The sequence below is a fragment of the Vibrio gallicus genome (genome assembly GCF_024346875.1).
GTDB classification, from domain to species: Bacteria; Pseudomonadota; Gammaproteobacteria; order Enterobacterales; family Vibrionaceae; genus Vibrio; species Vibrio gallicus.
Map to the genome: position 1 here is coordinate 244,388 of NZ_AP024871.1, position 20,820 is coordinate 265,207.

The window sequence follows — 20,820 nt, forward strand, 5'->3', positions numbered from 1 at the left end:
GTCAATGTAACCGTTTTTCAATTAACCATTAGGTTTGATGACCAAAACATTGATATGTGAGTTTTCAACAACCTTACTTGCGACTGAGCCGAGTACGACCTTATCGATTTTAGAGCGCTTATGACTAGGCATAACGATAAGGTCAGTGCCGAGTTTTTCTGAATAATCGATGATGGTAGTGTACGGCTTACCTTCAGCAATATGAACATGGTAAACAAGTTCAGGGTCGATAAAGTTATCGGCAAAGGCGCGTAATTGTTTCTCGACATCCTTTTTCATCTGCTTAACTGCATCTTGAGGAAAATAAGTGGCAACCATCGACATATGAATGCCCGGTAGCACATTGAGTAGGTGTAGCTGTGCGTTGGATTGCTTTGCATGCCAAACCGCGGCCTTTAATGCCTTGTCGCTGAACCCTTGTTCGTTCAGATCAACAGGGACTAGAATTTGTTTATACATCTAATATGGCGCCTGTGATTTCTTGAGTTGCTATTGCCCCATAGAGCAAACTATGGGGCATTGAGCGAAATCAATTTAAACTGATATAGTGGCCTTAGAACTGCGTCGACGTTGATTTAGGCCAATTATTATTACCAAGATTAGGGCTGGGATGAAAACCCACTCTTTCATTGGGCGATCGGCTTTTTGGATTATGTGCTTTATCTCCCAATCAAAATCAATGCCTGAAGCCTCTGCGGGTGAGCCAAACTCGACCATATCTACGATGACCTTATGTTCGGTTTTAGATAGCATTAATCCCATAGAGGCGATGCGATCTTCCGCTCCCTTGGCTTGTTCCTCAAATGGAAGGCGTACCGTTTTACTCATCTGTTTACCGTCTAAGGTTAAGCCTTCGACTCGCATCTCTATTGGGGTTCCAATGGGGAGCTTCTCGACGACTTGACTGATCTGAGTTGCGGGTATCTCAAGGGTGTTTGGATAAATCATATCCCACCAAAAACCAGGTCTAAAAAATGAGAAGGTTAGAATAAGTAGAGCTAGCGTTTCCCACCATTTATTGCGAGTGAACCACCATCCTTGAGTGGCTGCTGAGAAGAGCAGCATCGCGATTGTGGCAGAGATGACGGTTAAGAATAAATGCCACCAACTGTCAACACCTATCATTAGCAGTTGGGTGTTAAACACGAACATGAATGGTAATATTGCGGTTCGAATATCGTAGGTAAAGCCTTGAATACCAGTTCGGATAGGGTCAGATTTGGCTATCGCGGCTGCGGCAAATGCGGCAAGACCAACGGGAGGCGTATCGTCAGCTAGGATGCCAAAATAGAACACAAATAGATGTACCGCAATCAATGGAATAATGAGCCCGTGAGCGGCGCCTAAGGTCACTATAACGGGCGCCATTAGGGTTGATACCACGATGTAATTGGCCGTTGTGGGCAATCCCATTCCGAGCACGAGACTAATGATAGCGGTAAATAGCAGCATTAAAATGATACTGCCCCCAGAGATAAACTCAACAAAATCGGTCATGACTAGCCCGATTCCGGTTAGGGTTACCACCCCAACCACCGTACCTGCGGCTGCGGTTGCAACCCCGATACCTATCATATTTCGAGCACCAGAAACCAGTGCTTCTAACAGGTCTCTAACCCCTATTTTAAATGATGCAAGTAGCGTATCTTGCTTAGCGAAAAAGCTCATTAATGGCCTTTGAGTCAGCAAGATAAAGATCATAAAGACGGTTGCCCAAAATGCGGACAAGCCTGGCGAGAAACGCTCCACAGTCAAACACCACACCAGCACCACAATCGGTAGTAGGAAATGCAGTCCGGATTTTATTGTCGGTCCAGGGTCTGGAATTACGGTTAGGTCTGGATCCATTTCGGCGTGTGCTTGATAGCGAGAAGAGACTCGTACCAGAAGTACATATACAACAAGCAGTGCTATTGAAACAATCGGTGTTGCTGCCGCGCCAAACACACCCTTAGTCCAGCCAATACCGTAGTAAACGGCAGCACTAAGAATACATAGCCCAAGAATGGTGCCGGTAAAGGAGAGTAGGCTCTGTACTAGTGTTGGGTTATGGCGACGCGGTAAACCTTGCATGCCTGCCTTGCAGGCTTCTAGATGCACAATATAGATAAGGGCAATGTAGGAGATCAGTGCAGGTAGTAGTGCCGCTTTTATAACCTCAACATATGAAATGCCGACATACTCCACCATCAAAAATGCCGCTGCTCCCATTATTGGAGGAGTCAACTGACCGTTAGTTGATGCAGCAACCTCCACAGCCCCAGCTTTTGTTCCGGGGAAGCCCACACGTTTCATTAATGGGATGGTAAAGGTGCCAGTAGTTACAACGTTAGCAATAGATGAACCTGATACTAAACCTGACAAACCAGACGCCACCACGGCGGCTTTAGCTGGGCCACCGCGCATATGCCCCAATAATGAGAACGCGACTTTAATAAAGTATGCCCCAGCGCCTGCTCGCTCTAACATGGCCCCGAATAGAACAAATAGAAATACAAACGAAGTGGAAACTCCCAGTGCAACCCCAAATACACCTTCAGTAGTTAGCCATAGGTGTGACATAGCCTTATTTAAACTTGCACCTTTGTGTGCAATCACATCAGGCATATAAGGCCCAGCAAAGGTATAGGTTAGAAATACCGCGGCAACCACCATAAGTGGAGGGCCTAAAGCACGTCGAGTGGCTTCAAGTAGCAATAGCATCCCGGTAACAGCGGCAACGATATCAAATGAGGTTGGTGCTCCTGAGCGTTCAGCTAATTGGGTATAGAAAATATAGATATAGGCGGCAGCGAAACTTCCAAGTAGAGCTAGGACCCAATCTACGACTGGGATTCTATCTCGGGCAGAACGCTTACTAGCTGGATAAGCAGTGAAGGCAAGGAAAATAGCAAAAGTAAGGTGAATTGCTCGAGCTTCAGTATCATTTAATATGGCAAAGTTAAATATAAATGGCAGTGGTGAGGCATACCATAACTGAAACAGTGACCATAAAAGAGGTACTGTCCATAAGATGCGACCTGGAATACCGCTTGGATTTCTAGCGCCAGTATCAGCCTGGGCAACCATCTCTTGGACGTCTTGAGGGGGCGTCGTTGATTGAGTCATTAGTGTGTCCTAATTTGTTGTCGCACAGGCTTGTTGGAGTATGCTCTGTGCTCAAGTCTAGCCAAATGTATGTATTGATATGACTGACAACCCCGAATAAATAAAATGGGTTAGGATAGGTTCGGGGAAACAGCCTCCAGTATAGGAGGCTTGAATTAGATAAGGGGGATCGACCCCCTTAGTTCGTATGCCGCTATGATCTTATTTGATCAACCCGATCTCACGGTAGTATTTTTCAGCGCCAGGGTGGAGAGGGATTGAAATACCATCTTTCACCATGTTTTCTTTCTTTAGGTTAGCGAATGCAGGGTGCAAGCGCTTGAAGGTAGCAAAGTTTTCAAATACAGCCTTAGCTACGGTATAAGCCACTTCATCCGAAACATCAGATGTGGTTACCATAGTTGCGGCTACACCAAAGCTTTTTATATCTTGGTCTGTACCACGATACATTCCAGCTGGCACCGTACTAAATGCATAGTAGGGGTTATCTGCAACGATCTTGTCTATCTGTGGCCCCGTTGCTGGAACTAGCTTCGCATTACAAGAGGTGGTGGCTTCTTTTATTGAGCCATTTGGGTGACCAACCATATAGATAAATGCGTCAATTTTATTGTCACATAGTGCTTGTGAACGCTCAGATCCTTTGAGTTCAGAAGCTAGCTTAAAGGAGTCATTGGTCCAGCCCATAGCGTCCATAACAACACCCATTGTTGCACGGTCACCAGAGCCTGGGTTACCAATATTGACACGCTTGCCTGCTAGGTCAGAGACGTTATTGATATCAGCATCTTCACGGGCAATGATATTAAATGGTTCTGTATGAAGGGAGAACATTGCACGAAGCTTTTTGTATGGACCTTGTTTTGAAAACTTACTCGTTCCGTTGTAACCGTGGAACTGCCAGTCGGACTGAACGATACCAAAATCTAATTCACCAGAGCGAATGGTGTTTACGTTGTAGATCGATCCCCCCGTTGACTCTACAGAGCAACGTACATTGTGGTCATTACGGTCTTTGTTGACCAGTTTGCAGATAGCTCCGCCTGTCGGGTAATAAACACCAGTCACAGAACCAGTACCTATAGTTATAAACTCTTGCGCAGAAAGCGTTGTTGCTCCCATTGTAGCTGCGGCAATAACGCCAAGCTGAATTATATTTTTCAATGCCATGATAGCTTTATCCTTATATCCATGATCATATCAACAGCCTTCTTTGTGCTATTGGTTTCCTACTTGGAAACGACATCTTTTTCTTTAACGCTTCATTACTAAACCCAAAAGGAGACTGTTTGCCTAGTCGGATTATATTTGTTGCTAGTAAGTACAACCATTTTAGTACTATTTGGCAACATTTGGAGCCCGAAAAAGTAGCTGAATGATAACAAAAAAAAGTGGATAAATAGACGCTGAAGGTTACAAACGTGATGTTAATGCACGATCAGGTAAGGGAAATGTAAAATGAATCGATTTGTAGCCCCCATGATATAAGGCATACCATATATATTTGGGGGCAGGGGCAATGTTAAACTTTGTGCTAAAGGTCACAATCTGTGACGATGAGCTTTTATTGTTAGATATTAATCAATGTATTCAAATAAATCGCATACTGATTCGAATAGTTGCTTAGTTGTAACATCAATAGTCGGGGTGATAAATATCGTATCATCGCCAGCGACAACTCCCAAAATACCCTCAGATTTACCTAAAGAATCGAGTAGGCGCGCAATGAGTTGAGCCCCAGCAGGTCCGGTATGAATAACCACAATCGCATTGTTATAATCTATATCCAGCACTAATTCTCTAAGAGAGCTTGAAACGGTCGGTACACCAAGCTCAGCAGGCAGGCAGTACACCATTTCCATTTTGGCATTTCGAGTACGAACGGCACCAAATTTAGTCAGCATACGGGATATTTTGGATTGATTTATATTTTCAAACCCTTGCAGTTTCAAGGCTTCAACTATTTCACCTTGAGAGCCAAAGCGCTCTTGTTTAAGAAGAGATTTAAATTCACGTATTAGTTGGTCTTGTTTTTCGCTGTTTCGCATTAGAGATCCTATTTTTTAATTCTTGTTAGGCGTGAGAAGCCAGCAGAAAGATGGAGTGCAGATAATTGTCTCACATAAGATTACAGATACCAATATACAGGCGAAAACAGAAAGTGATAGATATCGAAGAATGAATATTTATTTTGTTTTAGAGTTTGATGGGTAATTGCAGTAAGTGAGTAAAGTCGCAAACGCAAGGTTGTTTAATTGTAAATTTTAAGTGAATCGTATAGCGTGGAAAGATAAAAAATTATCCTATTTTACCCAAGGAGATTGTAATGAAAGTATCTGTTATTGGAGCCGCAGGCGGTATAGGCCAAGCGTTAGCTCTGTTACTTAAAAACAACCTGCCTGCAGGCACTGATTTAGCGTTATATGATATTGCCCCTGTAACTCCTGGTGTTGCTGCTGATCTTAGTCATATTCCAACTAATGTTTCAATTAAAGGCTTTTCTGGTGAAGATCCAACGCCGGCGCTAGAAGGTGCGGATGTTGTGCTTATCTCCGCAGGTGTTGCACGTAAGCCAGGAATGGATCGCTCTGATCTGTTCAATATAAATGCAGGTATCGTCAAATCACTAGCAGAAAAGATAGCTAAAGTGTGCCCAACTGCGTGTATTGGCATTATTACCAACCCAGTAAATACAACGGTTGCTATTGCTGCTGATGTATTGAAGAAAGAAGGGGTTTATGACAAACGCAAATTATTTGGCGTGACCACCCTAGATCTTATTCGCTCAGAGGCGTTTGTAGCGGAACTGAAAGGCAAAGATCCATTAACCATGGATGTACCTGTTATTGGGGGTCACTCTGGTGTAACTATTTTGCCACTACTATCTCAGGTAGAGGGTGTTGAATTCAGTCACGAAGAAGTTGTCGCCTTAACTGATCGTATCCAGAACGCAGGCACCGAAGTTGTTGAAGCGAAAGCTGGTGGTGGTAGTGCAACCCTTTCGATGGGGCAAGCAGCTTGCCGCTTTGGTATCTCTTTGGTTAAAGCTCTACAAGGCGAGTCGAACGTTGTTGAATGTGCTTACGTCGAAGGCAATGGAAAGCATGCTCGTTTCTTTGCTCAGCCGGTACTGCTTGGTAAAGATGGCGTTGAGCAAATTTTAGATTACGGTCCACTGAGTGAGTTTGAAAAGAGCGCACTAGATGGCATGCTCGAAACCTTGGTTGGTGATATCAAGATAGGTGAAGAGTTCGTCAAGTAGGCCGACGTTTTAAATATAGCTAACATCATATCTATATTGATCTTATTGATGGCTTTGCACGTAAGAGATTCTAGGGTCATAGAGCCCTAGTTATCTTATTGATAAAGGGGCAAGCCATGGATATCTTAAATATAGAGAAAGGTATGTGGGTAGAATCTGATCTTGGTATTGGTCGGGTGATCGTTATCGATAGAGCTTATCAAACCGTGTTGTTACAAGACCTTGATAATCAGCAGTGGGCTGAAGATATTGTACGTCTTGAAGCTCAAGAACAGATGCACACCGGGTGTGAGCAATATTATTAATAAAAAAACGCGTCACTTGAAGTGACGCGTTTTTTTATACTTAAATTATTTATTCCGCTTTACAGCAAGGTGGGCTAGGGCAATAAGCGATTGCTTTTCTTCACTATCATCGAGTACAGATAACGCCGCAATGGCTTTGTCTGCCTCATTTTCTGCAACCTGAGTGGTGTACTCTAGGGCTCCAGTTTCACGCATGGCACTTAGAATATCGTCGAGATGTTCCATTCCATTGGCATGTTCTATTGCGTCGCGAATCATCTCACGTTGTTGGTCATTGCCGTTTTGCATAGCGTATAACAAGGGTAGAGTAGGTTTACCTTCAGCAAGGTCGTCCCCTACATTTTTGCCCATTTCTTTACCGTCTGCGGTGTAATCCAATACATCGTCAATAAGCTGAAATGCAGTTCCGAGGTATCGACCATAATCCTGCATTGCTTGCTCTATATGTGCCGGAGCATCGGTAAGAATAGCGGCCATCTGTGAGGCAGCTTCGAATAAGCGAGCGGTCTTGGAGTAGATAACCTGCATGTAGCTCGCTTCAGTAGTTGAAGGATCGTTACAATTTATTAATTGCTGAACCTCGCCCTCTGCGATCACATTTACCGCTTCGCTCATGAGCTCTAAGATCCTTAAAGATCCTAAGCTGGTCATCATTTGGAAAGAGCGGGTGTAAATATAGTCTCCTACCAATACGCTGGCTGCGTTCCCATAAGCTGCGTTAGCCGTTTCTTTGCCGCGACGCATATCGGATTCATCGACAACGTCATCATGCAGCAGGGTGGCTGTATGGATGAATTCAATGAAGGCTGCCGCCATGATGTGTTTCTCGCCTTGGTAGCCAAGAGCACGAGCAGACAATAAGGTAATCAATGGGCGAAGGCGTTTACCGCCATTGCCAATAATATAGAAGCCGAGCTGATTAATCAGGGCTACGTCTGAATTCAGTTGGGCATAGATGGTCTTATCGACCTTTGCCATGTCATCTGATGTCAGGGCTTGGATAGCACTAAAATCCATTTTTATTCCGAAATGAAGGGCTACAAGAGGTAGCTAAACTGATAATTAGAATCGGATTTTATACTAAAAATCATTGCTAAATACAGCCGTAAAAGGCATCATTCACACACTTTTATGAGGCGATTATGTTTTCGCCAATTTTTTTAAAATATGGCTTGTCTTATGTGAAGCATTCACGTAGAATCTGCGCCCTATTGATGAATTAGTTTAGCGCACACCCGAACTGCCCAAAACAGGCTAAGGCTGTGCGGAAAAAGCGGAGTAAAATATGTACGCTGTTTTCCAATCTGGTGGTAAACAACACCGTGTTAGCGAAGGTCAAACCCTTCGTTTAGAGAAATTGGACGTTGAAACTGGTGCAACTGTTGAGTTTGACTCAGTTCTGATGATTGCTAATGGTGAAGAAATCACTGTTGGTGCTCCTCTTGTTGAGGGCGGCAAAGTTGTTGCTGAAGTGGTTAAGCACGGTCGTGGCGATAAAATTAAAATCGTTAAGTTCCGTCGTCGTAAGCATTCTCGCAAACAACAAGGCCACCGTCAGTGGTTCACTGAAGTGAAAATCACTGGCATCAACGCTTAAGTTTTAGGAGAGTTTAACAATGGCACACAAAAAAGCTGGCGGTTCTACTCGTAACGGTCGCGATTCAGAAAGTAAACGTCTAGGCGTTAAACGTTTTGGTGGCGAATCAGTTCTAGCGGGTAACATCATCGTTCGTCAACGTGGTACTAAATTCCACGCAGGCACTAACGTTGGTATCGGTAAAGACCACACTCTTTTCGCTCTTACTGAAGGTAAAGTGAAATTTGAAGTTAAAGGTCCTAAGAACCGTAAATTTGTTAGCATCGATTCTGAGTAATAATTACTTAGTTTCAAGCTGAATTTAAAAGCCCTGCCAAACTGGCGGGGTTTTTTATTTATAGGATACTAGGTTTCTTGGCTCTGAGTCCTAGATTGCTTATAGTCTAGGGCTTATAGCCCAGACCCCTAGATCCCTAATTAGGTATGGATCTGCTAAAGTTGATCCAGGCAGAATATTCACACCGCTTTGGAGTGAGAAATGAAATTCGTAGATGAAGCAGTAGTAAAGATTGAAGCTGGCGATGGCGGTAACGGCGTTGTAAGTTTTTGGCGTGAAAAATTTGTAGCCAAAGGCGGCCCTGATGGTGGCGATGGCGGCGATGGCGGCGATGTATACATTGAAGCTGATGAAAACCTGAACACCCTTATCGATTATCGTTTCCAACGTTTTTACGCGGCAGAACGCGGTAAGAATGGTAGTGGTGGTAACTGTACTGGTAAGCGTGGTAAAGACTTAGTAATGAAGGTACCCGTTGGTACGCGCGCTGTAGATATCCATACCAATGAAGTGGTGGGTGAGGTAGCAGAGCACGGCAAGAAGGTCATGGTTGGTAAAGGTGGATGGCACGGACTAGGTAATACCCGTTTCAAATCATCAGTGAACCGAGCGCCGCGTCAAAAGACCATGGGTACTAAAGGTGAGGTTCGTGAACTTCGTCTTGAGCTATTGCTATTGGCTGATGTTGGTATGCTTGGCCTACCAAATGCTGGTAAATCAACCTTTATCCGCGCCGTATCTGCAGCGAAACCAAAGGTAGCTGATTATCCATTTACTACTTTAATCCCAAGCCTTGGTGTTGTATCAGTAGTACCAGAGAAGAGCTTTGTGGTTGCTGATATTCCAGGTCTTATTGAAGGTGCTGCTGATGGTGCTGGCCTTGGTATTCGTTTCTTAAAACACCTTGAACGTTGCCGTGTGTTACTGCACATGATCGATATAATGCCTGTTGATCAAAGTGATCCAGTACAGAATGCTTTAACCATTATCGATGAGCTTGAACAATACAGTGGAAAATTAGCGGATAAGCCTCGCTGGCTGGTATTTAATAAGGTTGATCTTATGCCTGAAGAAGAGGTAGATGAGATCATCCAAGCAATCCTAGATGCCCTTGGTTGGGAAGAGCAGTACTTTAAGATCTCTGCAATCAATCGCAACGGCACTAAAGAGCTGTGCTTTAAGCTTGCTGACTTTATGGAATCTCTACCTCGTAAAGCTGAAGAGACCAGCGAAGATGAGAAAGTTGACTTTATGTGGGACGATTACCATAAAGACGCAATGTCTGGTAATAATGTCGTAACTGAAGACGGCGACTGGGATGAGTTTGACGACGACGACGACGATGAAGATGACGGACACGTGATCTGGGTTCGAGAGTAACATTGGACATTTAGACGTCAATTAAGCATAATTTATCTTTAAGAGTTTGAACGAGGTTCAGGCTCTTTTTTTTATTCTGCTCATCATCTCATGGAAAGAGTAATGCGCCTTGATCAAGCAATTTCTAGTCTAGATACCTTCATATTTACGAATTATCGTGTAGTACATAGCGTGCGTGTCGCACTCGCTTTTATGCTTACAATGCTATTAACAGGCTACTTTGACGTTCCTGAACGAACCTGGATCTTAATCACCCTTGTTGTGGTCATAGTTCCAATGTCTTATCTAGGAAATGTGCTTCCTCGTGCTTGGCATCGAGTGTTAGGAACGATAATTGGCGCAGGTTCTGGTGTGCTTGCAATAGCGATATCTCAATACTCTTTTATAGCCACGCTTATTTGGTGTGGCGCAGTTATCTACATCAGCGCTTATTATTCTCAAGGTAAGCGTCCCTATGTATGTATTCTGGTTTGTATCACGTTATCTGTCACTGCTGGTGGCGGAGATAGCGACGTTAGTGTTGCCCTATGGCGAGCGTTTGATGTCTCTATTGGTTGTGCTATCGCGGTGGCATTTTGTTTAATTTATCCACAGCGTGCCTTTATTCATTGGCGTATGCGAATTCATCGCGTATTAAGTAATTTCTCTACCGTTTATCATCTTTCCTATTCTCCGAATGTTATCGAAAAACCTGATCTCGAACCCTTTCAAAAGAGTTTGGTGAAAGAGATGGCTAAGATAAACACCCTTGGAACTCCTTCAATCAAAGAGACTCGCTTGAATGGTCAGATAATTGATGCCATCCAGAATCAACTCCGCAATATGCTGTGCACCATAGAGTTACTAAATCACTCATATTGGAGTGATCGTGAAAGTCATCTCAATATGCTTTATTCCAAAAAATTAAAGTTGTGTCAGAAACAAGTAGAGAAAAAACTGATGGATATGGCGCATATGGTGACAACTGGTGAGCTTATTGATGATGGCGAGACGCTAAACAGCAAGGAAATTATCCAAGAGCTTAAGAGTATCATCGCAGATATTGATGGGCATGAAACCGATATATATGGCTACATTTGGCTTAATGTAAAGCTTATTGAAGACCTTGCAAGCTTAAAGCGTTTGCTGATTCTAGCTCTGAACCTATCACACACGTCTAAATCAGCTTGATATGTACGGTACTCTGTTCTTAGTGCAACCGTATTTCGATTTTGAACACCAATTACTTACGATGTGAAAATGAATACAGATCAAAGGCTTATAAGCCGGCTTGTTGCTCAGGCAGGTCAGATGTTACATGCCCATGGGGCTGAGAGTGCGTTAATTGGTGGCATCATGCAGCGCATTGGGCTGGCGTGCGGTTTAGATGAAGTAGAGGTTTCTCTGACCTCGAATGCTTTGGTCATTACCACCTTACATAACGGGCGCTGTATAACCACCACTCGGCGTTGTCCCGATAGAGGGATTAATATGAAGGTTGTGACTGATATTCAACGAGTTTGTATTATGTTGGAGCGAGGGATATTGAATTTTGAAATGGCTCAAGCCAGATTGAATAATATCACTCCCGAGCGCTACAACCGCTGGCTCGTTGTCGGTATGATTGGTTTATCCTGTGCCGCTTTTAGCCATTTGGCTGGTGGTGATATATGGGTGTTTATAATGACATTCATCGCATCCTCTGTGGGAATGACTGTACGCCAAGAGATCGGCCATCGTCATTTTAACCCATTGTTAAACTTTGGTTTGACAGCTTTTGTTACCTCCCTAATATCAGCCCAAGCGACGGTATTTGGTATTGGAAACTACCCACATTTGGTTATGGCATCCGCTGTATTGATGCTAGTGCCGGGCTTTCCGCTCATCAATTCAGTTGCAGATGTATTAAAAGGATATATCAACATGGGGATTGCTCGCTTTGTGATGGCGAGTCTACTCACGCTCGCAACTTGCTTGGGTATTGTTGCTGTGGGTGGAGTGTTGGGCTTATTTGGAGTCACGCTATGACGTTTTGGGCTGAGTTATTACTGGGATTAGTGGACGATATGTTGTTTGCTGCGATACCAGCAGTAGGGTTTGCTTTGGTATTTAATGTTCCTCGCAATGCCTTAATATATTGTGCGATGGGTGGCGCTATTGGGCATGGCTCTCGCTACCTTATGATGCAGTTTGGACTGTCTATTGAATGGTCTACCTTATTTGCCGCCACACTGGTGGGTTTTATTGGCGTATTGTGGTCGCATCGATTTTTAGCTCACCCCAAAGTGTTCACTGTGGCAGCTATGATCCCAATGGTGCCAGGGGTGTATGCATTCAATGCTATGACGGCTTTAGTTGAGATCAATCAGCTTGGGTACTCCCATGAGCTATTTGCTCTCCTGATTGAAAACTTTCTGAGTGCCATGTTTATTATTGCAGGCTTAGCTATCGGATTAGCAATGCCTGGGTTATTTATTTATCGACGTAAGCCGATAGTTTAGCAAGAGGTTTTATGGTCATTAGTATGATCGCTGCAATGGCGCAAGATCGCGTTATCGGCAAAGAAAATCAGATGCCGTGGCATCTTCCGGCTGACTTTGCTTGGTTTAAGCAATGCACATTAGGTAAGCCTGTGGTTATGGGCAGAAAAACCTACCAATCGATAGGGCGACCTCTGCCTGGTAGGCAAAATATTGTTATCAGCCGAGATCCTAACTTAGAAATCGAAGGGGTGTCGACGGTAACCTCGATTGAGCAAGCGCTAGCGCTTGTCGATGGGGTTGAAGAGGTGATGATAATTGGCGGTGGTTCTATTTATCAGAGCTGTCTGCAGCTGGCATCTAGGCTTTATCTTACCCACATTGACCTTGTAGTTGACGGAGACACTCAGTTTCCACAATGGGGGGGTGAGTGGACACAGACGTATTCACAGCATGTCACCAGCGACGAGAAGAACGCTCACAACATGCAGTTTGTTATTCTAGAAAGAAATAACTAGTGTTCGCTTAAGCTTCTGTCAGTGCTGCTTGCTCAAAGTAGCACTGATCTTCCCACCTCAATATCGTCATATGGTTTCCCCAAACACAACCTGTATCTAGACCAATTACATGTTCAGTGGTTAACCCCATTAGGGCAGCCCAGTGTCCAAAAATAGCGGTTTTTTCTAGGGGTACACGTTGTGGTAAGTCAAACCAGGGAATCAATGGGTTGTCATCTAGTTGTTCAGGAGAGAGCTTGTTTGCCATATCAAGTCGGCCCTGTTGATCACAATATCGCATACGAGTAAACGCATTGATGATAAAACGGTGGCGCTCGATACCTGTTAGATTGCTGCTCCATATGATGGGTTGATTGGCATACATATCTCTAATCAGTTGCTGCCAGTGTTCCCCTTGCAATATGGTTTCGATCTCTTTAGCTAGGCTTCGGCTCGTATTGAGATCCCATAATGGATAGATACCAGCATGGCTTAATACAAAGTCTGAGTGTTCGGCAAGTAAGGGTTGATGCCTAAGCCAGTCAAGTAGGTCTTGTTTATCCTCAGCCAATAGTATTGGTGCTGTTTTATCTTTTTCTTTTACCTTGTGTATGCCTAAGGATACGGCAAGTAAATGCAGGTCATGATTGCCCAGTACTACCTTGGCGCTATCTCCAAGGGACTTAATAAAACGCAGTGTTTGTAATGACTCAGGCCCTCTAGCTACGAGGTCTCCTGCGACCCACAGGGTATCGATATTTGGATTGAATTGTACTTTAGATAGCAGGAGTTTTAGTTCTTGCAAGCATCCTTGGATGTCGCCGACAATATAGGTAGACAAGACAAGCCTCAGCTAGTTGATGATATTGGGAATTGCGAGATTGAAGGGGGCTATCTCAGAGGTAAAGGTATCACCACTTTCACTCTGCATAACGTAGTGTCCCTGCATAACACCGACGGGGGTTTCTAGTGCAGTGCCACTGGTATAGGTATAGTCGTCGTTAACCTTAATGATGGGTTGCTCTCCAACTACGCCATCACCTTCAACTGTGAGTTGTTTACCATTGCCATCGGTTATGAGCCAATGACGAGATAATAATTGAACCGACTCTGGCCCAAGGTTTTTGATGGTAATCATATATGCAAATACATAGTGACTGTTGTCTGGATCAGACTGAGCCTCTATGTATTTGGTATTTACAAAGCATTTTATACAAGGTTGACGTACATCCATGTGGTCTCCTTGGGTGGTTTACCTAAGCGTGTTTATCTGCTAACCAGTTAGCAAGGTCAACAAACTGCTTTAAGGTGAGGTTTTCAGGGCGCATTGTTGGTGAAATACCAAGTTGCTCAAGCTCTTCTGCACTCGCATGAGGTTTAAAGCAATTGCGCACAGTTTTACGTCTTTGGTTGAAGCCGTCTCGGCAAACTCTATCTAACCATTTTAGGTCTTTTGCTGGATACGGTAGAACCTCATAAGGGGCTAATCGAACGACGGCTGAGTCCACTTTTGGTGGCGGTACAAATGCGGTCGGTGGCACTTCAAGAACTGGAACAACCTTACAGTAATATTGAGCCATAACGGTTAGGCGGCCATACGCCTTAGTACCAGGGCCAGCTGCAAGGCGGTTAACCACTTCTTTTTGTAGCATAAAGTGCATATCTTGAATGTCAGCATGATATTCAAACAAATGAAACATCAATGGCGTCGATATGTTGTATGGCAGGTTGCCGAAGATACGCAGTTTGTTGTTTGGCTTAACCAGTTGCGTGAAGTCGAAGCGCATAGCATCGCCTTCATGAATGGTTAGCTTATCTGCAAGTTGTGGGTGGAGGCGCAAGCGCTCAGCCAAGTCACGGTCTAGTTCAATAACCGTAAGCTTATCCACTAATTGCCCTACAGGCTCAGTAATTGCGCCAAGGCCAGGACCAATCTCAACCAGGTTTTGCCCTGGAAGAGGATTGATAGAGGAAACGATGCCATCAATAATGTAGGGATCGTTTAGAAAGTTCTGACCAAAACGTTTACGCGCTTTGTGTCCTAAATGGACATCATTTCTCATTGTTTTTTCTCAACTAATTCTATCGCATGGGAAAGCGCGGTCTGGAAGCTTCCTGAATCCACTTGACCGGTTCCTGCTAAATCTAATGCCGTCCCATGATCCACAGAGGTACGAATAAATGGCAAGCCTAGGGTAATATTCACCGAATTGCCGAACCCTTTGTATTTTAGCACTGGAAGCACCTGATCATGGTACATACCCAAAATTACATCTGCATCATCCAAATATTTTTGGTTGAAGATGGTATCAGCAGGCAGTGGGCCAGTAATATTCATGCCTTCTGCGCGTAATTTTTCTAGGGTAGGAGCGATGGTTTCGATCTCCTCAGTACCTAGACAGCCATCCTCACCCGCATGAGGATTGAGACCGCATACATAAATCTTAGGGTTAGGTAATGCAAATTTACTCACCATATCCTGATGCAAAATCTGCATAATGCTGGTTAAGCGCTCTTCGGTTACGGCTTTTGAAACATAAGCTAAAGGTATGTGAGTCGTTACTAACGCAACCTTTAATCCTTCTGTTGCAAGCATCATCACCACTAGTGGTGTATTAGATTGCTCCGCAAAAAACTCAGTATGGCCACTAAAGGCAACACCAGCTCGGTTTATTACCCCTTTATGCACAGGGCCGGTGACTATAGCGGCAAACTCACCACTAAGGCAACCTTGGGCTGCTCGTTCCAGTGTTTTTAATACATAGTGACCATTTGCTTCATTGAGCTCGCCAATGACACAAGGCTCAGCCATAGCGACATGTTCGACCACCAATGTGCCTTTACTATGTGGCGCGGATGATATGCTTGCATCATAGTCAACTAAGGTCACGTCGATACCTAAATGCTTCGCTCTTTCAGCAAGCATCTGCTTGTCGGCACATACCACGAATTGATGATTTGATGATAGGTTAGCAAGTGCTAACACTAAGTCAGGCCCTACGCCAGCAGGTTCTCCAGCAGTAACTACGATACGCTTACTCATCATCTGCCTCTTCAATTGCATCTGCGTCATCAGGCTGTACCATTTCTATAAATGCACTTGCACGAAGCTCTTGTAGCCAAGCTGTCGCTTCTTCATTGAATTTGCGATTGAATAGAATTCGGTAGGCTTTATTCTTCATTGCACTATCAGTACGGTCTACTTGACGGCGACCGAGTACTTCAACGATATGCCAGCCATGAACAGTCTTAAATGGTTCACTAATCTTATCTACAGGGAGGGTCTCTACCTTGTGTTTAAACTCAGGAACATAAAGGTCAGGGGTTTGGAAACCAAGTTCGCCACCACGTGCCGCAGAGCCTGGATCGGCGCTGTATTGTTTGGCTAGATCAGAAAACGAAGCTTCTCCAGATTGAATGCGGCGAGTAATATCTTCTAGCTCTCTTTTCGCACCATCATCACTTAAAATAACCGAGGTTTTGATCAGGATATGGCGGGCATTCACTTCCGTTACGGCAACAGTTTCAAGGCCTTGGACATCTTCAATTTTTAAAATATGGAAGCCGATACCGCTGCGAAATGGACCAATAATTGCGTCTTTACCTTGGGTGGTGATTTGGTCTGCAAATATGGTAGGCATCTCTTCTTTACGCATCCATCCCCAATCGCCACCTTCAAGAGCCTTAGGGCCTTTAGAGTATTCAAGAGCGAGATCTGAGAAGTTTTCACCGCTATTGAGTCGTTTTACTATTTCCTCAGCTTGCTGTTGAACCTCAGCTTTGGTTTGCTGGTCATTGAATCGAAGCTGTATATGGCCGACACGGTAGTTCACGGTCTTGTTGCTTTCTTTGGCAAGCATCGCGGACATGGTTTCAACTTCAGCAGGCAAAATATTAATACGGCGACGTACCAGAGCATTGCGCGCCTCAGATATAGAGACTTCTTTTCTGATCTGTTCGCGGAATTCGGCGTAGGTTAAGCCTCTAGCTTGAACGCTGCCTTTTAATTGTTGCAGGGTCTGCTTATTATTATCAGCGATGGTTTTTATCGCTTCATCGAGTCGATTATCATCGATACGTACCCCAATACGTTTAGCTTCTTGGGATTGCAGTTCATCCATAATTAGCTTGTCGACCACTTGATCGTGAAGCACAGTGTCATCCGGTAGCTTTTGCTTTTTCTCAACAGCGCCCGCTTTTACGCCTTTTATTGCGCTATCAATATCACTTTGTAGGATGACCCCATCATTTACGATCACCGCAACCTTATCGAGTTCGACAGGTGCAGCAGTTGCCAATGTAGGGATTAGCACCATCATGGCTAAAGTGAGAAGTCGTTTACACATGTTCATGTTACTTCCAATACGTTTAAATATGTTATTAGGTCAAACGGACCCTAGTTATTGAGGTAGAAAGGTCGACCGTACCCTAGAGCATTGCCGCCGTCACCATAGTCAGTGCCAAAGTTTGTACCAAAGCCGATAATCCCGATATTGAAGCTGATATTCTCTTCATATTCAGGGCCCGGGTTTGGAGCACCTACGGTGTCCCAAGAGCGCAACTGGTCGGTATAAGTAACCCCAACATACCAGCAATCAGAGGTGTAGGTTAGTCTAGCTAGTGCCTCAAGCATGATATTTTCAGTTGTATCATGGAAGTACTGAGCATTGACGTTCCAGTTCTTGTTAAATTTATATCCGCCAAGTAGACCAACTTGTGAGATGCCATCATTGGTTACACTACCAACATTGATGCCATCTACTGAATCTTCTATATATTTACGAGATACAAAGCGGTAGTTGGTTTGCACATAGCCGGCACCTCGTCGATATTCTAAGGTGCTGTTGGCAAGCTGCACTTCTTCATCACCAATATCATACTGAATACCACCATGGTAAAAGACATAGTCGTTGACGTTGAAATCAGCCTCAACTGCCCATGCCGAGTAGTTATTATCTTCCTGATTATTGCTACTGTTATTGTTGCTATTATCATTTAGATAATAAATTTGGCCAAAGGAGAGGTTGAGACGCTCTCTATAGTTTTGGTCATAAAATCGGGTGGTGGCACCGTAGCTTACCTGATTCGCTGACACTATCTTATCAACACCACTGAACTTCCGAGTACGGAATAGGCCGTAGTAATCGGTTTGCATTAGGGTTGTATCATAATTGTAGATATCAGATTGGTCTTCATCTGGTACATACAAATACTGAACTCTAGGCTCAAGTGTTTGGGTGTAGCCTTTGAAAACACTGGTGCCGCGTTCTAGATAGAGAGAGCCACTACTACGGAATTCAGGAATAACACGCGTCACATCTTGTTTAAGATCACCGACACTGCCAGGGTTCATATTACTCAGATCCTGGTTGTAGTATGTCGTTAATAGGCGACCCTCTGTTTCCCAACCACCCCAAGTGGTGGTAAGCGGGATCTTGACCCCAGGCTCAATATGAACTCGAGTAGCAGATATAGGTTTTACGCCTCGGGCGTCATCGGTCTTGAACTGGGTAATATGGCTAATTACATCAAAATCGATAAAGTCGGTAAGCTCAGGGAAGTAGTAGTTAGCCCTTAGCTGAGGCATCATCTGATATGGAAGGTTAGTGGTCGTGGACAGTAATTGGAAATCACGAACAAGTAAGCTGGTATCCCAGTGTTCGTTTCTCCATGATACTTGACCTTGTTGTAGCAACTGACCATCTTCGCGCTCACCAATACTGGAAGATATATCTCTAAAATAGTAGATATCACTTACCTTGGCGTAGTCGACCTGCAGTTTCCAGTTTCTATCAAATACGCCATAGTGTTTATAACCAACGCCCCAGCGATCATCCAAGTCAGGATATTTCTGATCGTCGCCTAGATACTGAGCCTGAATCTCACCACGCCCAAAATCACTCAGATAACGAAACTTACCGTCCAATTGCGTACCGCGCTCGCTCATATATTTGGCAGTAGTTTCGAGGTCATAGTTAGGCGCTAAGTTCCAATAGAAAGGGATCTCCACCTCAGCACCATCGCTGGTACCGTATGAAACCGTCGGATAAAGAAAGCCTGTCTTACGGTTGTCACCAATCGGAACGGTTAACCAAGGTAGATAAAACACCGGAACTTTTTGAATCTCAAACCTTGGGTTGTACAGGGTTGCTTCTTCTGCTTCGTTATCAATCTCAATTGATGAAGAAACCAAGCGCCAAGAATCATCATCCTCAGGACAGGATGTAATGCTACCATCTTCTAATTCATAGTAAGCCTTGCCTTCAACCCGAATAACCTTAGCGTCACCACGGCCACTTTGACAAAGTAGGCTATAGTTGGCCATTTCTAGGGTAGAGACATCGGTATCTAGGTTGGTTGTTGCTTTATCGGAGACTGAGCGTATCTGCCCATTGGTCATCTTGACATTACCGGTTGCAACCACAAGGTTATCTTGCTGGTGGAGTGTGACTGTATCGGCACTAAGACGATTATTTCCCTGAGTCACCTGAACGTTGCCGCTATAGGTTGCTTCTTGACCGTTGACGCCTTCTAGAGAGTCGGCTTCTACCTTAGTGGGTAAAGAATTCGGTTCAGCATTATCTGGTGGGAAGCATTGTTCAGTCACATCTATTGTTTGATCATTGGCTGCGGCTAAAATAGCTTTAAGCTCGGGAGCCGCTTCGGTATTGTTCTCGCTTGAGTCATCATCGGAATTTTGCACTGAAGATTTAGTCGCAACATCTTGACTTGATGTGCTTGGTGCTTCAGATTCTTTGTGAACACCTTGATTTTCAGTGGAGTTCTCCTGCACACTTGTTTCAGCTTGAGCGCTCGTCGCCATAAAAATGGCGGAGATAGATATTGCAAGCCAGGTGCGGGGAAAAATTGACATCGGGTGGAAACTTCCTTGATGGTAAATAAGTCCGTAGACTGTAGTTGACCGTAATCTCGGCAGAATGTTCCTAATGATAATAGAATTTGGAACGACAGGCACTAAAGAGAGTACATTACTCTTTAAAAATTAGTAAATTGAGAAGCATGATGTTCGTTTTTGGTAAAATTTTAGGCGCTTTTTTTGGGTTTCTTTTCGGCGGACCCTTTGGTTTGTTATTTGGCCTTATTATTGGGCATAGCTTTGACCGTGCAAAAGCAAGGCGATCTGGCTATAACTCTTCGTTTGGTGGATTTCAAAATAGCGTAAATCCAGCCCAGCAAGCTGAGTTTTTTGGAGCCGCTTTCTCCGTTATGGGGCATGTTGCCAAGGCCAAAGGCCAAGTAACAGAGAGTGAGATTCAACTAGCGTCGATAATGATGCAGCGCATGAATCTAAATCCAGATCAAAAGCGTACCGCACAAGAGGCATTTAGAGAAGGTAAATCGTCCTCATTTCCGCTACGCTCAGTTTTACGCCGAGTTAAAGCGGGTAGTCATGGACGTAAAGATCTGCTGCAGTTCTTTCTAGAGCTTCAGGTGTCGTCTGCATTTGCCGATGGCAGTCTTCACCCTAAAGAGCGTGATGTACTGCATATCGTAGCTCAGGAATTGGGGTTCAATGCTGCGCAACTTGAGCGTCGCTTGCGTATGCAAGAGGCAGCGTATCGCTTCCAGCAAGGTGGCGGGTATCAAGGTCATCAGCACGGTGGCGGTTTCCAACAAGCGCCTTCTGAAGATCAGTTAGCGGCAGCATATGAGATTCTAGGTGTCGATGCGCAGGAGGATTCTAAACAGATTAAGCGTGCTTATCGTAAACTGATGAATGAGCATCATCCTGATAAGCTATCAGCTAAGGGCTTACCTCCTGAGATGCTAGAAGTAGCGAAAGAGAAGGCTCAAGAGATCCAGAGTGCTTATGATCTGGTTAAAAAAGAGCGCGGCTTCAAGTAACCAAATAAACTTATGCCGTTAGTATAAGTCTTTTCTTTTTGGGAGCTTAGGCACTGTACTTGGTTGTCT

At 44.3% G+C, this 20,820-nt stretch carries 21 protein-coding genes; 10 read left to right on the plus strand and 11 right to left on the minus strand.

Translation table 11 applies throughout. The features are described 5' to 3' along the window. Window positions 1-21 precede the first annotated feature (21 nt). The 4 genes from OCU28_RS01235 to argR form a co-directional block, all read right to left on the minus strand. Window positions 22-459: a universal stress protein gene (locus tag OCU28_RS01235; protein ID WP_261816563.1), complete on the minus strand. Its 438-nt coding sequence runs from the start codon at window positions 457-459 to the stop codon at window positions 22-24. Window positions 460-534: 75 nt separating this feature from the next. Continuing rightward, complete coding sequence (locus tag OCU28_RS01240; protein WP_261816564.1) at window positions 535-3,108, minus strand: TRAP transporter permease; 2,574 nt, start codon at window positions 3,106-3,108, stop codon at window positions 535-537. A 201-nt stretch (window positions 3,109-3,309) separates the two neighbouring features. Next, window positions 3,310-4,278 (minus strand): TAXI family TRAP transporter solute-binding subunit, encoded by a 969-nt coding sequence (locus tag OCU28_RS01245; protein WP_261816565.1) that lies wholly within the window; start codon window positions 4,276-4,278, stop codon window positions 3,310-3,312. Window positions 4,279-4,685: 407 nt separating this feature from the next. Further along, entirely contained in the window at window positions 4,686-5,156 is a 471-nt protein-coding gene (argR, locus tag OCU28_RS01250) for a transcriptional regulator ArgR (RefSeq protein WP_261816566.1), read from the minus strand. 278 nt (window positions 5,157-5,434) lie between these two features. On the opposite strand from argR, the gene mdh reads away from it, so the two are divergent. Beyond that, a complete protein-coding gene (mdh, locus tag OCU28_RS01255) occupies window positions 5,435-6,370 on the plus strand; it encodes a malate dehydrogenase (protein WP_261816567.1) in 936 nt (311 codons plus the stop codon). 116 nt (window positions 6,371-6,486) lie between these two features. After that, window positions 6,487-6,675 carry a hypothetical protein gene (locus tag OCU28_RS01260; RefSeq protein ID WP_261816568.1) on the plus strand — a complete coding sequence of 63 codons (189 nt, stop codon included), beginning with the start codon at window positions 6,487-6,489 and terminating at the stop codon, window positions 6,673-6,675. A gap of 45 nt (window positions 6,676-6,720) precedes the next feature. Here OCU28_RS01260 and ispB read toward each other — a convergent pair whose 3' ends face one another. After that, on the minus strand, window positions 6,721-7,692 hold the full coding sequence (gene ispB / locus OCU28_RS01265; protein ID WP_261816569.1) for an octaprenyl diphosphate synthase: 972 nt from the start codon (window positions 7,690-7,692) through the stop codon (window positions 6,721-6,723). A 268-nt stretch (window positions 7,693-7,960) separates the two neighbouring features. Between ispB and rplU the strand changes: the two genes are divergently transcribed. The 7 genes from rplU to folA all read left to right on the plus strand — a co-directional run bounded on the left by rplU (window position 7,961) and on the right by folA (window position 12,906). Beyond that, window positions 7,961-8,272, plus strand: a complete 312-nt coding sequence (gene rplU, locus OCU28_RS01270; RefSeq protein WP_261816570.1) for a 50S ribosomal protein L21 — start codon at window positions 7,961-7,963, stop codon at window positions 8,270-8,272. A gap of 19 nt (window positions 8,273-8,291) precedes the next feature. Continuing rightward, window positions 8,292-8,549 carry a 50S ribosomal protein L27 gene (rpmA, locus tag OCU28_RS01275; RefSeq protein ID WP_032553028.1) on the plus strand — a complete coding sequence of 86 codons (258 nt, stop codon included), beginning with the start codon at window positions 8,292-8,294 and terminating at the stop codon, window positions 8,547-8,549. A 201-nt stretch (window positions 8,550-8,750) separates the two neighbouring features. Continuing rightward, on the plus strand, window positions 8,751-9,929 hold the full coding sequence (cgtA, locus tag OCU28_RS01280; protein WP_261816571.1) for an Obg family GTPase CgtA: 1,179 nt from the start codon (window positions 8,751-8,753) through the stop codon (window positions 9,927-9,929). 102 nt (window positions 9,930-10,031) lie between these two features. Continuing rightward, complete coding sequence (locus OCU28_RS01285; protein ID WP_261816572.1) at window positions 10,032-11,099, plus strand: FUSC family protein; 1,068 nt, start codon at window positions 10,032-10,034, stop codon at window positions 11,097-11,099. A gap of 69 nt (window positions 11,100-11,168) precedes the next feature. Further along, on the plus strand, window positions 11,169-11,936 hold the full coding sequence (locus OCU28_RS01290; RefSeq protein WP_261816573.1) for a threonine/serine exporter family protein: 768 nt from the start codon (window positions 11,169-11,171) through the stop codon (window positions 11,934-11,936). Next, window positions 11,933-12,409, plus strand: coding sequence for a threonine/serine exporter family protein (locus OCU28_RS01295; protein ID WP_261816574.1), 477 nt, complete (start codon window positions 11,933-11,935; stop codon window positions 12,407-12,409). The genes OCU28_RS01290 and OCU28_RS01295 overlap by 4 nt, the downstream gene beginning before the upstream one ends. Before the next feature lie 11 nt (window positions 12,410-12,420). Next, window positions 12,421-12,906 carry a type 3 dihydrofolate reductase gene (folA, locus tag OCU28_RS01300; protein ID WP_261816575.1) on the plus strand — a complete coding sequence of 162 codons (486 nt, stop codon included), beginning with the start codon at window positions 12,421-12,423 and terminating at the stop codon, window positions 12,904-12,906. Between the two features lie 7 nt (window positions 12,907-12,913). Here the strand turns inward: folA and OCU28_RS01305 are convergent, their stop codons facing one another. Genes OCU28_RS01305 through lptD form a run of 6 tightly spaced genes read right to left on the minus strand, consistent with a single transcriptional unit; the run spans window position 12,914 to window position 19,759 of the window. After that, window positions 12,914-13,726, minus strand: coding sequence for a symmetrical bis(5'-nucleosyl)-tetraphosphatase (locus OCU28_RS01305; protein WP_261816576.1), 813 nt, complete (start codon window positions 13,724-13,726; stop codon window positions 12,914-12,916). 12 nt (window positions 13,727-13,738) lie between these two features. Continuing rightward, window positions 13,739-14,119 carry a Co2+/Mg2+ efflux protein ApaG gene (apaG, locus tag OCU28_RS01310; protein WP_261816577.1) on the minus strand — a complete coding sequence of 127 codons (381 nt, stop codon included), beginning with the start codon at window positions 14,117-14,119 and terminating at the stop codon, window positions 13,739-13,741. A gap of 22 nt (window positions 14,120-14,141) precedes the next feature. Further along, window positions 14,142-14,948, minus strand: a complete 807-nt coding sequence (gene rsmA / locus OCU28_RS01315) for a 16S rRNA (adenine(1518)-N(6)/adenine(1519)-N(6))-dimethyltransferase RsmA (protein ID WP_261816578.1) — start codon at window positions 14,946-14,948, stop codon at window positions 14,142-14,144. Beyond that, window positions 14,945-15,928 (minus strand): 4-hydroxythreonine-4-phosphate dehydrogenase PdxA, encoded by a 984-nt coding sequence (pdxA, locus tag OCU28_RS01320; RefSeq protein WP_261817404.1) that lies wholly within the window; start codon window positions 15,926-15,928, stop codon window positions 14,945-14,947. Before pdxA ends, rsmA begins: the two co-directional genes overlap by 4 nt. Further along, complete coding sequence (surA, locus tag OCU28_RS01325; RefSeq protein WP_261816579.1) at window positions 15,921-17,237, minus strand: peptidylprolyl isomerase SurA; 1,317 nt, start codon at window positions 17,235-17,237, stop codon at window positions 15,921-15,923. Before surA ends, pdxA begins: the two co-directional genes overlap by 8 nt. Window positions 17,238-17,281: 44 nt before the next feature. Further along, entirely contained in the window at window positions 17,282-19,759 is a 2,478-nt protein-coding gene (gene lptD / locus OCU28_RS01330) for an LPS assembly protein LptD (protein WP_261816580.1), read from the minus strand. 149 nt (window positions 19,760-19,908) lie between these two features. Here lptD and djlA point away from each other — a divergent pair, with 149 nt between their 5' ends. Beyond that, window positions 19,909-20,751 (plus strand): co-chaperone DjlA, encoded by an 843-nt coding sequence (djlA, locus tag OCU28_RS01335; protein ID WP_261817405.1) that lies wholly within the window; start codon window positions 19,909-19,911, stop codon window positions 20,749-20,751. The last annotated feature ends 69 nt before the right edge of the window (window positions 20,752-20,820 follow it).

Coding starts and splice junctions, on each gene's coding strand:
- OCU28_RS01235 (WP_261816563.1), bottom strand. CDS start 459: ATGTATAAACAAATTCTAGTCCCTGTTGATCTGAACGAACAAGGGTTC.
- OCU28_RS01240 (WP_261816564.1), bottom strand. CDS start 3,108: ATGACTCAATCAACGACGCCCCCTCAAGACGTCCAAGAGATGGTTGCC.
- OCU28_RS01245 (WP_261816565.1), bottom strand. CDS start 4,278: ATGGCATTGAAAAATATAATTCAGCTTGGCGTTATTGCCGCAGCTACA.
- argR (WP_261816566.1), bottom strand. CDS start 5,156: ATGCGAAACAGCGAAAAACAAGACCAACTAATACGTGAATTTAAATCT.
- mdh (WP_261816567.1), top strand. CDS start 5,435: ATGAAAGTATCTGTTATTGGAGCCGCAGGCGGTATAGGCCAAGCGTTA.
- OCU28_RS01260 (WP_261816568.1), top strand. CDS start 6,487: ATGGATATCTTAAATATAGAGAAAGGTATGTGGGTAGAATCTGATCTT.
- ispB (WP_261816569.1), bottom strand. CDS start 7,692: ATGGATTTTAGTGCTATCCAAGCCCTGACATCAGATGACATGGCAAAG.
- rplU (WP_261816570.1), top strand. CDS start 7,961: ATGTACGCTGTTTTCCAATCTGGTGGTAAACAACACCGTGTTAGCGAA.
- rpmA (WP_032553028.1), top strand. CDS start 8,292: ATGGCACACAAAAAAGCTGGCGGTTCTACTCGTAACGGTCGCGATTCA.
- cgtA (WP_261816571.1), top strand. CDS start 8,751: ATGAAATTCGTAGATGAAGCAGTAGTAAAGATTGAAGCTGGCGATGGC.
- OCU28_RS01285 (WP_261816572.1), top strand. CDS start 10,032: ATGCGCCTTGATCAAGCAATTTCTAGTCTAGATACCTTCATATTTACG.
- OCU28_RS01290 (WP_261816573.1), top strand. CDS start 11,169: ATGAATACAGATCAAAGGCTTATAAGCCGGCTTGTTGCTCAGGCAGGT.
- OCU28_RS01295 (WP_261816574.1), top strand. CDS start 11,933: ATGACGTTTTGGGCTGAGTTATTACTGGGATTAGTGGACGATATGTTG.
- folA (WP_261816575.1), top strand. CDS start 12,421: ATGGTCATTAGTATGATCGCTGCAATGGCGCAAGATCGCGTTATCGGC.
- apaG (WP_261816577.1), bottom strand. CDS start 14,119: ATGGATGTACGTCAACCTTGTATAAAATGCTTTGTAAATACCAAATAC.
- rsmA (WP_261816578.1), bottom strand. CDS start 14,948: ATGAGAAATGATGTCCATTTAGGACACAAAGCGCGTAAACGTTTTGGT.
- pdxA (WP_261817404.1), bottom strand. CDS start 15,928: ATGAGTAAGCGTATCGTAGTTACTGCTGGAGAACCTGCTGGCGTAGGG.
- surA (WP_261816579.1), bottom strand. CDS start 17,237: ATGAACATGTGTAAACGACTTCTCACTTTAGCCATGATGGTGCTAATC.
- lptD (WP_261816580.1), bottom strand. CDS start 19,759: ATGTCAATTTTTCCCCGCACCTGGCTTGCAATATCTATCTCCGCCATT.
- djlA (WP_261817405.1), top strand. CDS start 19,909: ATGTTCGTTTTTGGTAAAATTTTAGGCGCTTTTTTTGGGTTTCTTTTC.